Here is a 13,331-nt window from a genome sequence, read left to right on the forward strand (position 1 = left end):
GGTGCGCCGTCAATTGGCAATTTGACTGGACATTCTCTATCCCTGTGGGGTCAGAGGGTCAACCGAACAGAAACGCGCAGGTCGGCATTGTTACAATCATCCAGCGGGCTATTGCGGAGAACACTTCTGGAACAAAGTGATCGGCTAAACCTAACTAATCCATGCAGGTTTTCGTTTGTCGAAAAAGGCGCCGATTCCCTCTTGCGCCTCATCAGTTTCCCAACGCGCGACAAGCTGTCGAATGGTATGGTCAATCACCGCGTCATCAATTCGCGGCCCCAGTGACTGGATCAGCTGCTTGGCCGAAGACACCGCACCGGGTGCACAGGACAGATAGGGAAGCACTTCAGCTTCGACCGCGTCAGCCAACGCCACAGCGGGCACCGCGCGGGTCAACAGGCCCAGTTCGACCGCTTCCGCCGCTTCGAACAGGCGGGCAGACATAAAGACGCGCCGCGAACGTGCTTCGCCCATTCGGGCAATGACATAGGGTCCAATCGTCGCCGGGATCAGGCCAAGCCGCGTTTCGGTCAGACCCATCTTCAGGCTTTCCACGCCGATCGCCACATCGCAGACCGAGGCCATCCCAACACCACCACCAAACGCGTTTCCCTGCAACGCGCCGATCAAGGGTTTGGGCAGCGTATTTAAGGCATTCAGCATCTCAGCCAGCTTGCGCGCTTCGGCAAAACGCGTCTCGGGATCGGCAGCCATCTGCGCCTGCATCCAACCCAGATCTCCCCCGGCGCAAAAGCTCTTGCCCGAGGCGGCCAGAACCACCACCCGCACCGCATCATCATTTGCCAATTGCCCAGCGGCCTGGGTTAGCTCTGCAATCATCTGCGCCGACAGTGCGTTGTGCTTCTCGGGTCGATCCAGCGTCAGAGTGGCCACGCCACGCGCGTCTGTGTTCAGCGTAATGGTCTCGAACATATCTTATTCCGCCCGCATTGCCCGCGCCATGCGCGCCGCCTGTTCCAGAACCGGCACATCCAGACCGGTCTCATATCCCAACCGTTCCAGATGTGCGGTCACGGCTTCGGTTGCGACATTACCGGCCGCACCCGGCGCATAAGGGCAACCACCCAGCCCGCCCACGGCGGTATCAAATACCCGCACACCCAAGGCAAGCGAAGCGTCTATGTTGTCGATTGCCCGCCCGTTGGTATCATGAAAATGTCCTGCAAGCCGGGTAACCGGCACTCGTTCGCGCACGGCCAGCAGCATATGAGCAATCTTGTCCGGTGTTCCCTGCCCAATTGTGTCCCCCAGCGAAATCTCATAGCAGCCATGGGCAAACAGCGCGTCCGCCACCTCGGCCACCTTCTCGGGTGGGGTCGGGCCGTCATAGGGACAGTCGGTCACGCACGAGACATAGCCCCGGACGGGCAGATCAATATGTCGTGCCGCTTCAAGAATGGGCACAAACCGTTCGATGGATTCGGCAATCGTCGCGTTTATGTTCGCTTTCGAGAATCCCTCGGACGCCGAAGCAAACACAGCGATCTCATCTGCCTTGGCTGCCAACGCGTCCTCATACCCGCGCATATTCGGCGTCAGCGCAGCGTACCGCACGCCTTCGGTCCGTGTGATTCCAGCCATAACTTCACCGCTGCCCGCCATTTGCGGGACCCATTTCGGTGAGACAAAACTGGCAACTTCGATCCGGTTGAAACCGGCCCGGCTGAGGCAATCGACCAAGGCGACCTTCTCGGCCACCGGGATCTCGCGCTGTTCGTTCTGCAGGCCGTCGCGTGGCCCGACCTCGAATATTTCGACCCGTTCTTTCATCAGCGCATCCCTTCCCGGTTTCTTATCGTTTCAATTGCGGATGGCCCGACTTTGCCACGCAATCCACGGGCCGAACAGATCAATCCTCGGCCAACCGAACCAACGCCGCACCTGCCTCGACCTGTGCCCCCGCTTCGGCCAGCACTTCTGCAACCACGCCATCGCGGGCGGCTAATAGAGAATGCTCCATCTTCATGGCTTCCAGAATGGCCAGCCGGTCGCCCTCTTTCACCTCCTGCCCCGCCGAGGCGAAAACGGCCTTGACCAGCCCGGGCATCGGCGCCTCGATCACGTTGGTGTCACCTGCAGCACTGGCATCGCGGTCCAGAGGGTCAATGACCTCAAATACCTGCCCATAGTCGTCGAATACAGTGACCTGTGACCCGGCCATGACAACATTGGGCATGGGTGTCCCATCGATGGTCCAGCCAGCGCCACGCCGCCGCGCAACAAGCTGCACACCTTCGATCTCCCAAATCTGCCGATCCGGGCCTTCGACCTGGACATCCAGATCAACAACCTCTCCGTCCCGCAGTAACTGCACAGCGCGATGTAACGGTGCCCATAGCGTAAAGCCCGTTTCAGAGACCGTCTCGGCCAGACCCAACGCCGTCATCGCCGCAGCCACGGCTGATGCGTTGCTTGCACCAGCTTCCTGCACCAGATCATCAAGATCCCGCCCGATCAGCCCGGTATCCACGTCGCCCGACGCAAACCCGCTGTGCCGCGTCAGAGCACCAAGGAAGGCGAGATTTGTGACAGTCCCGGCGACCTCGGTCTGGCGCAAGGTCCGGTGGAGATTTTCCAAAGCGACCGCGCGTGTCGGGCCATGCACCACGACCTTGGCGATCATAGGGTCGTACCATGGGCTGATCGTATCCCCGGCGCGCACGCCACTGTCGGCACGGCAGCCTTCCGGGAACTGTAGATGAGTCAGCGTACCCGTCGCAGGCAGAAAGCCTTTGGGCACATCTTCGGCATAAAGCCTCGCCTCAAAGGAATGCCCGCGGATCGACAAATCGCCCTGCCGCTTCGGCAGGCTTTCACCCGCTGCTACGCGCAACTGCCATTCGACCAGATCGACGCCGGTAATGGCCTCGGTCACCGGGTGCTCGACTTGCAGGCGCGTGTTCATCTCCATAAACCAGAACCGATCCGGGCGTAGCCCGTCCGAGGCATCGACGATGAACTCAACCGTCCCTGCGCCCTTGTATCCAATCGCCTCAGCCGCACGCACGCCCGCCTGCCCCATCGCCTCACGCATCTCGGCAGTCATTCCAGGGGCTGGGGCCTCTTCGATCACTTTCTGATGTCGCCGCTGCAACGAGCAGTCGCGTTCAAACAGATGCACCGCATGGGTGCCATCGCCGAACACCTGCACCTCGATATGGCGGGGCTTGGCGACGAATTTCTCGACAAGTACAGCATCGTTACCGAACGCCGTCTTTGCCTCACCGCGCGCGCTGTCCAATGCAGCCGAGAACTCCTCGGGCGCCTCGACCAGCCGCATCCCCTTGCCACCACCACCTGCAACGGCCTTGATCAAAACGGGATACCCGATGGTATCTGCCGCGCCAGCCAGATGTTCAGGGTCCTGATTGTCGCCATGATAGCCGGGGACGACGGGAACTCCTGCGTCCTCCATCAATACCTTGGCTGCATCCTTAAGGCCCATCTTGCGGATCGCGTCCGCCGATGGCCCGATGAAGGTCAGACCTGCAGCCTCGACTGCATCCACAAAATCCGGGTTTTCGGACAAGAACCCATAACCAGGATGGATCGCCTGCGCTCCTGTATCCAGCGCCGCCTGAATGATCACATCACCCTTCAGATAGCTTTCGGCTGGGGCCGCGCCACCAATATGCACCGCTTCATCCGCCATCTGCGCATGCTTGGCCGATGCATCAGCATCCGAATACACAGCCACACAAGATACGCCCATCTTCTGAGCAGTTTCCATGACTCGGCAGGCGATCTCGCCGCGGTTGGCAATCAGGATTTTGTTAAACATAGCTTACCCCTTAACCGCCAGATCTTCGACAAGGCGGAAGCGTTCGCACAGCAATTCCATCTCGGGATCGAACCCGCCATTGCGTTCGAAATACCGGCGATGATCCTCGCGCCATCCCTCAAGCGTTTCATTCTCACCCTCGGCCAACGCAAAGTCTTCGGTCACATCGCAATATCGGCAGGTCGAGACCTCGACCGTTTCGATCACCAAAGCGGGGCGATCATCCCATTCCAGCGCAATATCCTGACGCCCAACGACCGGGGTATCAGCACTGCCTTCTGGGTAGTCTCGCAAAGCACCACATGTCGCCGTTTTTCGGCCTAATCTTACCAACGCCAGCAGCTCGGCGCTTAGCGATGCGCTGTCTCCAAACTTGAAGGTCTGCGCGCCCGGGTAGCGGGCCATTGCTTCATTCAATGAAACGCTCATCTTACATCCTGAACACGCCGAAACGTGTCTCCTCAATCGGGGCGTTAAGTGCGGCACTCAGCGACAATGCCAACACATCGCGCGATTTGCGCGGGTCGATGATGCCGTCATCCCACAACCGCGCCGACGCGTAGAGCGGGTGGGATTGTTCTTCGAACATGTCCAGCGTCGGGCGCTTGAATTCAGCTTCTTCCTCAGCCGACCATGTGCCGCCCTGTCGTTCGATCCCGTCGCGTTTGACAGTCGCTAGGACACCTGCAGCTTGCTCGCCCCCCATCACTGAGATACGCGAATTCGGCCAAGTCCACAGGAACCGAGGCTGATAGGCGCGTCCTGCCATGCCGTAGTTTCCAGCTCCGAAGGACCCTCCGACAAGCATTGTGATCTTTGGAACGCTCGTCGTCGCCACCGCCGTCACCATCTTGGCCCCGTGCCGCGCGATGCCTTCGTTTTCGTATTTGCGGCCGACCATGAAGCCGGTGATGTTCTGCAGGAAGACCAGCGGGGTTTTGCGCTGCGAGCACAGTTCGACAAAATGCGCACCCTTCTGCGCGGCCTCAGAAAACAACACACCGTTGTTGGCAATGATCCCGACCGGGCAGCCTTTGACATGGGCAAAACCGGTCACCAGCGTCTCACCAAATCGCGGTTTGAACTCGTCGAACCGAGAGCCATCGACCAGCCGCGCAATCACCTCGCGGATGTCATAGGGCGTCCGCAGATCGGCCGGAACTACGCCCAAAATTTCCTCGGGATCATAGGCAGGCTCTTCCGGTGTTTCGAACTGTAGGCTAGGCTTCAGCACGGCACCCCCCAACGACCCGACGGCCCGCCGAGCCAGGGCCAACGCATGCGCATCGTCCTCGGCCAGATAATCCGCCACGCCGGACAGGCGCGTATGCACATCGCCACCACCCAGATCTTCGGCTGTCACAACCTCCCCCGTCGCGGCCTTGACCAGAGGCGGCCCAGCCAGAAAGATCGTGCCCTGTTCTTTTACGATGATCGTCACGTCGGACATCGCAGGCACATAGGCCCCGCCCGCCGTACACGAGCCCATCACGACGGCTATCTGAGCGATCCCCTTCGCGCTCATCCGCGCCTGATTATAGAAGATGCGGCCAAAATGATCGCGGTCGGGGAAAACCTCATCCTGATTAGGCAGGTTCGCGCCGCCGCTATCGACCAGATAGATGCAGGGTAGATGGTTTTCCTCGGCAATCTCCTGCGCGCGGAGGTGTTTCTTGACCGTCAGCGGATAATATGTGCCGCCTTTCACAGTGGCGTCGTTGCACACCACCATGACCTCGCGCCCCTGCACCCGGCCAATCCCCGCGATCACCCCGGCACAGGGCGCGGCATCTCCATACATCCCATGTGCCGCCGTCGCGCCGATTTCCAAGAACGGAGAACCCGGATCGAGCAGGTTCGCCAACCGACGACGCGGCAGCATCTTGCCCCGCGATTCATGCCGCGCCCGCGATTTTTCACCGCCACCCATGCGGGCCTCTTCGGCGGCATCCGCAATATGTGCCAGCGCATCCAGATGTGCGGCTCGGTTCGCCTTAAACCCCTCAGAGGTTGGTATGGCTTTGGATTTTATTTTCATTCCATCTTCCCCAAGTCGCGCAATTCCACAGCGCGTTCAGCGGTTTCGGTCAGCAGGCAATTTGCGGCAACAATCGAGCGTATCGTTCCATCAGACCATATGCCGTAGGCCAGAGCACATTCAGCATCCCGAAACCCGATCCATGCGCGTTGAGCATCTCGCAACTGGTCCGAAAGTTCGGAACTTTGTTCAGCCAGTTCTGCTCGACGCAATTTATATTGTTCGTTTAGAAATGAATCCCAAATTTGGGTTTCGGCTTGAATACACTCGGTGATGCCAAGGGTTGTTTCATTTCCCGGTATCGTTTGGCAGGCATTGGCAGCTGCGCCGAGACATGATGACATGCTATCGCCCTGCTGCGTCTGAGAAAAACATTGTTGAATATACGACTGGTCTACCCAAGCTCCCTGAGCGGAAACAAGCGATGGTACTAGCATCGCAGCAAGTGCAATTCGCATCATGTAATTGCCTCCCCTGCAGCCCGCGCCTTCAATTCCTTCCGGATCACCTTTCCCGTCACCGTCATCGGCAACTCTTCCAGAAACGCCACTTCGCGCGGATAGGAATACTGCGCCAGACGGTCCTTGACCCAGTCCTGCAACTCAGCGCCCGACGCCTCAGCCCCCGGCTTCAACACCACATAGGCCTTCACGATCTCGGTCCGCAGCTCATCGGGCTTGCCGACCACGCCCACCGTTGCCACTGCCGGGTGGGTCAGCAGGCAATCCTCGATCTCAGCCGGGCCAATCCGGTATCCTGCCGAGGTGATCACGTCATCATCGCGACCGACAAAGCGCAAATAGTCCCCTTCCCACACGCCACGGTCACCGGTGATCAGCCAATCACCTCGGAATTTCTCAGCCGTTGCTTGCGGATTATTCCAGTATTCCAGCAGCATTGAGGCCGAACCGCGCCGGATGGCAACATCGCCTTCCTCCGTCGTCGGTTGGCCATGATCGTCAATTGCCGCCACCTCATGACCCGGCACCGGTTTACCGATACAGCCGGGGCGAACGGGGAAGTCCTCGGCGCAGGAGGATACGACCATGTTACACTCGGTCTGGCCATAAAACTCGTTGATCGTCAGACCAAACGCCTGCTGGCCCCAAGCCAACATCTCAGCGCCCAAAGGCTCGCCCCCAGACGCCACCGACCGCAATCCCGGTATCGACTGATCCGCAGCTTTGAGCATCCGTAAAGCCGTCGGCGGAAAGAAGACGTTCCGCACCCCTGCCCGCGCGATCACATCGGCGCAGGCCTGTGGGGTGAATTTGTCCAACCGCGTGGCGACCACCGGAACGCCCAGCGCAAGCCCGGGCATCAGAACGTCGAACAAGCCGCCGATCCACGCCCAGTCTGCTGGCGTCCACAGGCAATCCCCTTCACGCAGGTGGTTGTGGCTGATCGAGACGCCCGGCAGGTGGCCCAGCAGCACACGATGACCATGCAGCGCACCCTTGGGGCTGCCAGTAGTGCCGGACGTGTAGATTAGGACTGCCGGATCCTCGGGGCCGGTATCAGCAAAGGGCACCGGTTGCCCTTCCTGCCTAATCTCATCAACCAAAAGCGGTTGGGCCAATTCACCCAGTAACGCAGACCCTTCCGCATCGGTCAAAACGATCCGCGCACCTGCATCTCTGACACGCGACGCCAGCGCATCGTGCTTGAACAGCTTGAACAGCGGCACCGAAATCGCGCCGATCTTCCAGATCGCCAGATGCGCGGCGGCACACCACGGCGACTGGCTGAGCAAGACGCCAACCCGGTCTCCTGGCTGGACCCGAGCTATCAACGCGCGAGCGATGCCATCAACCATAAGCTCCAGTTCGCCAAATGTTACCACGCTCGGATCGCCCCGGGTCAGATCCAGCAAAGCAACCCGATCGGATTGTTGCGACAGGCATTGCTGCGCCATGTTCAGCCGATCAGGCATCGCCCAGCTTTGGTCGCCGCGCAAACCCGGTATGCGCTCAGCGGGATGCATGCTGATTTTCCCTTATTTCATTAGCGGTTGCAGCTAGCCTCCCCGCTTCAGCAATTTCCGGAGTTTGATGCAGATCAGAGCATTTCTGCGCCGCGGCATCCAAAACATCGGCATCAACGCAAGCAAAGGCACGAATATGACAAAGAAACTCGCCGCTTTGACCCTTTCTACCGCACTTGTCGCTCTGGCTGCCCCAGCCTTCGCCCAATCCCAGGGCGATTGGACAGTCGGTGTTGGTGTCGGCTATCTGGACCCCAAATCCGACAATGGGACTCTGGCCGGGTTCGACGCCGAAATCGACTCGGACACCCGTCCGATTTTCACCGTCGAATACTTCGTTCAGGACAATCTTGGGATCGAGCTCTTGGCCTCGACCCCCTACAAGCATGACATCACTCTCGGTGGCAGCGTTGACGCGGGCAGCGTCAAGCATCTTCCGCCTACTCTGTCGCTGAACTATCACTTCCCGACCAATAGCGCGTGGAAGCCCTATGTCGGCGCCGGTCTGAACTACACCATCTTCTTCGAGGAAGACTCGCCTTTGGGCGATCTCGATCTGGACAACTCCTTCGGCGTTTCTCTGCAGGCCGGTCTGGATTACATGGTCACGGAAAAAGGCGCGGTGCGTCTGAACGTGCGCTGGTTCGACATCGACTCGGACGTCAAACTTGACGGCAACGACATCGGCACCTCCGAAATCGACCCGTTCCTGATTGGCCTGTCCTACGTTCATCGTTTCTGATCCAATCGCAAAAAGCCCCGTGGTTCAATGAACTGCGGGGTTTTCCGTCACAACATCTCGTTCATCATTTCGCGCCCAATCAGCATGCGGCGGATTTCGCTGGTGCCCGCGCCGATCTCCATCAGCTTTGCATCTCGGAAAATCCGGCTGACCGGCGAATCCGACAGGAATCCGGCACCACCCAACGCCTGAACGGCTTGATGCGCCTGCACCATCGCCTGTTCCGAGGCATATAGGCAGCACGCCGCAGCATCCTGACGGGTTACATCCCCGCGGTCGCATGCTTTGGCAACTTCGTAGACATAGGCCCGCGCCGAATTCATTGCTGTGTACATATCCGCGATCTTGCCTTGCATGAGCTGGAAGCTCCCGATCGGTTTTCCGAACTGCTTACGCTCGGCCAGATAGGGCATCACTTCATCCAAGCAGGCGGCCATGATCCCAGTTCCAATTCCCGCTAGAACCACACGCTCATAGTCCAGACCGGACATCAGAACGGCTACACCCCGCCCTTCTTCGCCCAGAACATTCTCGAACGGCACTTCAACATCTTCAAAGATCAACTCAGCGGTGTTCGAGCCGCGCATGCCAAGCTTGTCGAAATGAGGCGAAGTCGAAAACCCGGTCATCTCTTTCTCGATCAGAAAAGCCGTGATCCCCTTTGACCCGGCGTCCGGATCGGTCTTGGCATAGACGACCAGAGTGTCTGCATCCGGCCCGTTAGTGATCCAGTATTTGTTGCCATTCAGCCGATAGTGATCGTTTCGCTTTTCAGCACGTAGCTTCATGGAAACCACATCCGACCCAGCCGAGGGCTCGGACATAGCCAACGCCCCGACATGCTCACCCGAAATCAGACGGGGCAGATATTTTTGCTTCTGCTCATCCGTTCCGTTCAGCTTGATCTGGTTCACGCACAAGTTCGAATGCGCCCCATAGGACAAAGATACCGAGGCCGAGGCGCGCGCCACTTCCTCAACTGCCACCGTATGCGCCAGATAGGACATACCGGCCCCGCCATATTCTTCAGGGACTGTGACGCCCAACAAGCCAAGCTCACCCATTTCTTTCCACAGCTCATTCGGAAAGGCATTGGACGCGTCGATCTCGGCCGCCATCGGCTTGACCCGCTCCTGAGCCCAGCGGTGCACCATCTCACGCAGGGCGTTCACGTCCTCGCCCAGATCGAATTGCATTGTGGCCATAAACATGCAGGGCTCCTCCGATTGCATTAATGAACAAGCGTTCAATAATCAGATAGCAGCGTTTCCTCCTCGGGTCAATGACGACACGCAGGCCAACGCAAAACGCCGCCCGGCAAGGGGCGGCGTTTTCAGATAAATCGAGCGTGCGTTGAAAGCGCGCTCCGCTGGACTATGACTGATAGACAGCGCTGACTTCAGCCCGGATAATGCGCGCAATCTGGGCACAATCTTCCAGCGAAAAGGTCAGTGGAACGCGCATATCCATGATCCCTGCCAATATCCGATCACTGACCGGCATCGGGGCGCTGTCGGTATAACGCCAACTGTCATAGCGTGAGGTAAAGCCCGACGGTTCAGCCCCCCCGAACCACTTCAGTTCGACCCCGCGCGCGGCGCAACGCTGGATTACCTCGGCAATGCGCTCGGGTGTCCAGTCCAGCAACAGGAATTGTATCGATGAACCGACATAGGTCTCAGCATCAGGCCGCTCCACCATCGTCAAACCCGGCGTTTCATGCAGGCCATGCTCAATCTCAACATAGCGTTCATTCCAACGCTGTACCTGCCGATCAAGATCACGCAACTGCGGACGTAAGATCGCTGCACGCAAATTATCCATCCGACCCGAGACATTGGGGGTTGTGTACTTGATCTGCTCGAACACTTCCGGCCCAGGCGCGGCCAGATGGCGTTCATAAAGCATGTAAGACCCGGACAACATCGTAGCCTTGGCGGCCAGTTCCGGATCATCCGTGATCAGCAACCCGCCCTCGCCCGAATTGACATGTTTATAGGTCTGGCACGAGTAACATCCGATGGCCCCCTGCCGCCCAGACAGCTGCCCGCGCCAGGCGGCACCCATGGTATGGGCGCAATCTTCGATCACGATCACACCCGCCGCATCACACATCTGCATCAGGCGATCCATATCGCACAGATGCCCTCGCATGTGACTAAGCATTAGTACTTTCGCCTGATCCAGCTTGACCTCAAGATCATCCAGATCGATGGTCAGGGCTTCGGTCACACCAACGAAGACCGGCTTTGCGCTTACCGACGCAATCGCCCCCGGCACCGGCGCCAGAGTGAACGCGTTGGTTAGAACCGGATCGCCCGGCTTGACCCCCACCGCACGCAACGCAGTGGCCAGAGCGTAGCCACCCGACGAGACCGCCAGACAGTATTTCGCCCCCATCTGGGCGGCGAATTCCTGCTCCAACAAAGCCGTCTCGCTCAACTCGCCAGGGGCAACATTGTAGCGGTGCAAACGACCATGGCGCAAAACGGCCAAGGCGGCCTTGATCGCCTCTTCGGGAATGGGTTCTTGCTGGGTGAAATTACCTGTGAATGTCTCAGTCATGAATCCGTTTTTATGCTGAGTGTTTAGCGGGTCAAGGGATCAGGCCGCCGCTCCGATCAAATCGGAGACCAGTTTCGGTAAATCATCAAAATGATGCAACAACGCCTCGGGCTCCAGCGCAGCCATCTCATCGCCCGACGGGCCGAATGTCACCAGTACCGACGGCACTCCTGCAGCCCGCGCCGTATTTCGGTCGGTATCTGAGTCGCCGACCAATACACAGTGGTCAGGGTGCCCTCCCGCGCGACGCGCTGCTTCGCGTAACGGTTCAGGGTCGGGTTTCCGCACCGGTAATGTGTCTGCACCGATCAGTGAAGCAAAGTGATCACGGACACCCATCCGGGTCAGCAGCAAATCAGCCAGGCCTTCGGGCTTGTTGGTGCAAATCCCCACGCCATAACCTGCATCTTTCAGTGTTTCGACGGCTTCAAGCGCACCGGGATAGAAATAGGTATGCGTATCGATCGCCTGCCCATAGACGTCCAAAAAGACCGGATAATAGGCTTCGACAACATCCGCATCATAGGCGCCGACCCGCTTCAATCCATGGGACAACATCAAGCGTGCACCGCGTACCGATACCGCCGCATCAAGCTCGGGCGACAGAACATCCCCATGACCCATCTCGCGAAAACAATGGTTTGCAGCGGCCAGCAAATCACCAGATGTATCCGCCAAAGTTCCATCCAGATCAAAGATTACCGTTCGCATGCTCACCTCCTGAACCGGCGGGATTCCGCCATGTCGTGTTGCAAACGGCAATCTTCTTTGATGGCTGAACCGCTTGCGCCTTTGCCCACAGCGGATAAAACGGGCGGCGACAAAACAAAAGAGAAAACGATTTCATGAGCACTGCCCTTGTCATTCTTGCCGCCGGAAAAGGCACAAGGATGAACTCTGATATTCCCAAAGTCCTGCATCCGATCGCTCAGGCCCCAATGCTGGTTCACGCCATGCGCGCCGGTGCTGTCCTGTCGCCCGAGCGCACGGTGATTGTTACCGGCCACGGTGCGGAAGCAGTCGCGCGTGTGGCTGAAGCCGAAGATGAAAACGCCAGCATTGCGGTGCAGGAAGAACAACTTGGCACCGCCCACGCGGTTGCGCAGGCGCGTGCAGCGCTGGAGGGCTTTCAAGGGGATGTGGTCGTCCTCTATGGTGACACCCCGTTTCTACAGCCCGACACCCTGCAGCGGATGATCGAAGCGCGCGCAAAAAACGATCTGGTCATTCTTGGATTCGAAGCTGCAGACCCCGCCCGTTATGGCCGCCTTGTGATGAACGGGGACGCCCTAGAGCGGATCGTCGAATTCAAGGATGCCACAGATGAAGAGCGCACTATAACCTTCTGTAACTCAGGACTTTTGGCATGCGATTCCGAGACCTTGTTCTCACTGATCGATGCAGTTGGCAATGATAACGCTTCGGGTGAATACTATCTGACCGACGTAGTCGAGATCGCCCGCCGCCAAGGGCTGTCCGTAACTGCGGTTGCCTGCGACGAAGCTCAGACGCTGGGCATCAATTCGCGCACTGACCTGGCGGCGGCTGATGCGGTGTTTCAGGTGCAAGCACGGTCTGCATTGCTGGATCTGGGGGTCACTCTGATGGCCCCTGAAACCGTGTATCTGGCCGCAGATACCGTCATTGGCCGCGACACCGTCATTGAACCCAATGTGGTTTTCGGCCCCGGAGTGACCGTGGAAAGCGGCGCAACGATCCGGGCGTTTTCACATCTCGAAGGCTGCCATGTTAGCCGAGGTTCGGTGGTCGGACCCTATGCCCGGCTGCGTCCGGGTACAGAGCTGGCTGAAAACGCCAAAATTGGCAACTTTGTCGAGATCAAAAATGCCGAAATCGCCGAAGGCGCAAAGGTGAATCACCTTAGCTATATCGGCGACGCTTCGGTCGGGGCGGCGACCAATATCGGCGCGGGAACCATCACATGTAACTATGATGGCGTGATGAAGCATAAAACAACCATCGGGGAAAACGTGTTCATTGGATCGAACACGATGCTGGTGGCCCCGGTCACTCTGGGTGATGGCGCGATGACCGCCACGGGGACCGTAGTGACCAAGGATATTGAGCCAGACGCATTGGCCGTAGCGCGTTCCAAGCAGGAAAACAAACCCGGCTATGCGCGTAAATTGTTTGAAATGTTGAAGGCGAAGAAGGCTCGCCGCGACAAAGGAGCCTGAGT

General features: G+C 58.6%; 12 protein-coding genes. 2 read left to right on the forward strand and 10 right to left on the reverse strand.

Going from position 1 to position 13,331, the window contains the following annotated elements:
- Window positions 1–150: 150 nt before the first annotated feature.
- The 7 genes from ACR0AU_RS15360 to ACR0AU_RS15390 form a co-directional block, all read right to left on the reverse strand.
- On the reverse strand, window positions 151–933 hold the full coding sequence (locus ACR0AU_RS15360; RefSeq protein ID WP_170564926.1) for a crotonase/enoyl-CoA hydratase family protein: 783 nt from the start codon (window positions 931–933) through the stop codon (window positions 151–153).
- Between the two features lie 3 nt (window positions 934–936).
- Window positions 937–1,791 carry a hydroxymethylglutaryl-CoA lyase gene (locus ACR0AU_RS15365; protein WP_170397063.1) on the reverse strand — a complete coding sequence of 285 codons (855 nt, stop codon included), beginning with the start codon at window positions 1,789–1,791 and terminating at the stop codon, window positions 937–939.
- Window positions 1,792–1,870: 79 nt separating this feature from the next.
- Entirely contained in the window at window positions 1,871–3,802 is a 1,932-nt protein-coding gene (locus ACR0AU_RS15370; RefSeq protein ID WP_480795905.1) for an acetyl/propionyl/methylcrotonyl-CoA carboxylase subunit alpha, read from the reverse strand.
- 3 nt (window positions 3,803–3,805) lie between these two features.
- A complete protein-coding gene (locus ACR0AU_RS15375; RefSeq protein WP_170733159.1) occupies window positions 3,806–4,231 on the reverse strand; it encodes an ASCH domain-containing protein in 426 nt (141 codons plus the stop codon).
- Between the two features lies 1 nt (window position 4,232).
- Complete coding sequence (locus tag ACR0AU_RS15380) at window positions 4,233–5,840, reverse strand: carboxyl transferase domain-containing protein (RefSeq protein ID WP_480795906.1); 1,608 nt, start codon at window positions 5,838–5,840, stop codon at window positions 4,233–4,235.
- Window positions 5,837–6,301 (reverse strand): lysozyme inhibitor LprI family protein, encoded by a 465-nt coding sequence (locus tag ACR0AU_RS15385; protein WP_480795907.1) that lies wholly within the window; start codon window positions 6,299–6,301, stop codon window positions 5,837–5,839. Before ACR0AU_RS15385 ends, ACR0AU_RS15380 begins: the two co-directional genes overlap by 4 nt.
- Window positions 6,298–7,824 (reverse strand): AMP-binding protein, encoded by a 1,527-nt coding sequence (locus ACR0AU_RS15390; RefSeq protein ID WP_480795908.1) that lies wholly within the window; start codon window positions 7,822–7,824, stop codon window positions 6,298–6,300. The genes ACR0AU_RS15385 and ACR0AU_RS15390 overlap by 4 nt, the downstream gene beginning before the upstream one ends.
- 136 nt (window positions 7,825–7,960) lie before the next feature.
- Here ACR0AU_RS15390 and ACR0AU_RS15395 point away from each other — a divergent pair, with 136 nt between their 5' ends.
- Window positions 7,961–8,566, forward strand: coding sequence for an OmpW/AlkL family protein (locus ACR0AU_RS15395; RefSeq protein WP_480795909.1), 606 nt, complete (start codon window positions 7,961–7,963; stop codon window positions 8,564–8,566).
- 47 nt (window positions 8,567–8,613) lie between these two features.
- Here the strand turns inward: ACR0AU_RS15395 and ACR0AU_RS15400 are convergent, their stop codons facing one another.
- The 3 genes from ACR0AU_RS15400 to ACR0AU_RS15410 all read right to left on the reverse strand — a co-directional run bounded on the left by ACR0AU_RS15400 (window position 8,614) and on the right by ACR0AU_RS15410 (window position 11,842).
- On the reverse strand, window positions 8,614–9,777 hold the full coding sequence (locus tag ACR0AU_RS15400) for an isovaleryl-CoA dehydrogenase (RefSeq protein WP_170511223.1): 1,164 nt from the start codon (window positions 9,775–9,777) through the stop codon (window positions 8,614–8,616).
- Window positions 9,778–9,940: 163 nt separating this feature from the next.
- On the reverse strand, window positions 9,941–11,131 hold the full coding sequence (locus tag ACR0AU_RS15405; protein WP_170733163.1) for an aminotransferase class I/II-fold pyridoxal phosphate-dependent enzyme: 1,191 nt from the start codon (window positions 11,129–11,131) through the stop codon (window positions 9,941–9,943).
- Window positions 11,132–11,170: 39 nt separating this feature from the next.
- Window positions 11,171–11,842: an HAD-IA family hydrolase gene (locus tag ACR0AU_RS15410; protein WP_170733164.1), complete on the reverse strand. Its 672-nt coding sequence runs from the start codon at window positions 11,840–11,842 to the stop codon at window positions 11,171–11,173.
- A 134-nt stretch (window positions 11,843–11,976) separates the two neighbouring features.
- On the opposite strand from ACR0AU_RS15410, the gene glmU reads away from it, so the two are divergent.
- On the forward strand, window positions 11,977–13,329 hold the full coding sequence (gene glmU / locus ACR0AU_RS15415; protein WP_170733165.1) for a bifunctional UDP-N-acetylglucosamine diphosphorylase/glucosamine-1-phosphate N-acetyltransferase GlmU: 1,353 nt from the start codon (window positions 11,977–11,979) through the stop codon (window positions 13,327–13,329).
- Window positions 13,330–13,331: the final 2 nt, after the last annotated feature.

Source organism: Ruegeria sp. CG1 (genome assembly GCF_056537265.1).

Bases quoted from the DNA above. Each gene is read 5' to 3' on its own strand.
- ACR0AU_RS15400 (WP_170511223.1), bottom strand. From the start codon at position 9,777: ATGTTTATGGCCACAATGCAATTCGATCTGGGCGAGGACGTGAACGCC.
- ACR0AU_RS15370 (WP_480795905.1), bottom strand. From the start codon at position 3,802: ATGTTTAACAAAATCCTGATTGCCAACCGCGGCGAGATCGCCTGCCGA.
- ACR0AU_RS15360 (WP_170564926.1), bottom strand. From the start codon at position 933: ATGTTCGAGACCATTACGCTGAACACAGACGCGCGTGGCGTGGCCACT.
- glmU (WP_170733165.1), top strand. From the start codon at position 11,977: ATGAGCACTGCCCTTGTCATTCTTGCCGCCGGAAAAGGCACAAGGATG.
- ACR0AU_RS15390 (WP_480795908.1), bottom strand. From the start codon at position 7,824: ATGCATCCCGCTGAGCGCATACCGGGTTTGCGCGGCGACCAAAGCTGG.
- ACR0AU_RS15395 (WP_480795909.1), top strand. From the start codon at position 7,961: ATGACAAAGAAACTCGCCGCTTTGACCCTTTCTACCGCACTTGTCGCT.
- ACR0AU_RS15385 (WP_480795907.1), bottom strand. From the start codon at position 6,301: ATGATGCGAATTGCACTTGCTGCGATGCTAGTACCATCGCTTGTTTCC.
- ACR0AU_RS15375 (WP_170733159.1), bottom strand. From the start codon at position 4,231: ATGAGCGTTTCATTGAATGAAGCAATGGCCCGCTACCCGGGCGCGCAG.
- ACR0AU_RS15380 (WP_480795906.1), bottom strand. From the start codon at position 5,840: ATGAAAATAAAATCCAAAGCCATACCAACCTCTGAGGGGTTTAAGGCG.
- ACR0AU_RS15405 (WP_170733163.1), bottom strand. From the start codon at position 11,131: ATGACTGAGACATTCACAGGTAATTTCACCCAGCAAGAACCCATTCCC.
- ACR0AU_RS15410 (WP_170733164.1), bottom strand. From the start codon at position 11,842: ATGCGAACGGTAATCTTTGATCTGGATGGAACTTTGGCGGATACATCT.
- ACR0AU_RS15365 (WP_170397063.1), bottom strand. From the start codon at position 1,791: ATGAAAGAACGGGTCGAAATATTCGAGGTCGGGCCACGCGACGGCCTG.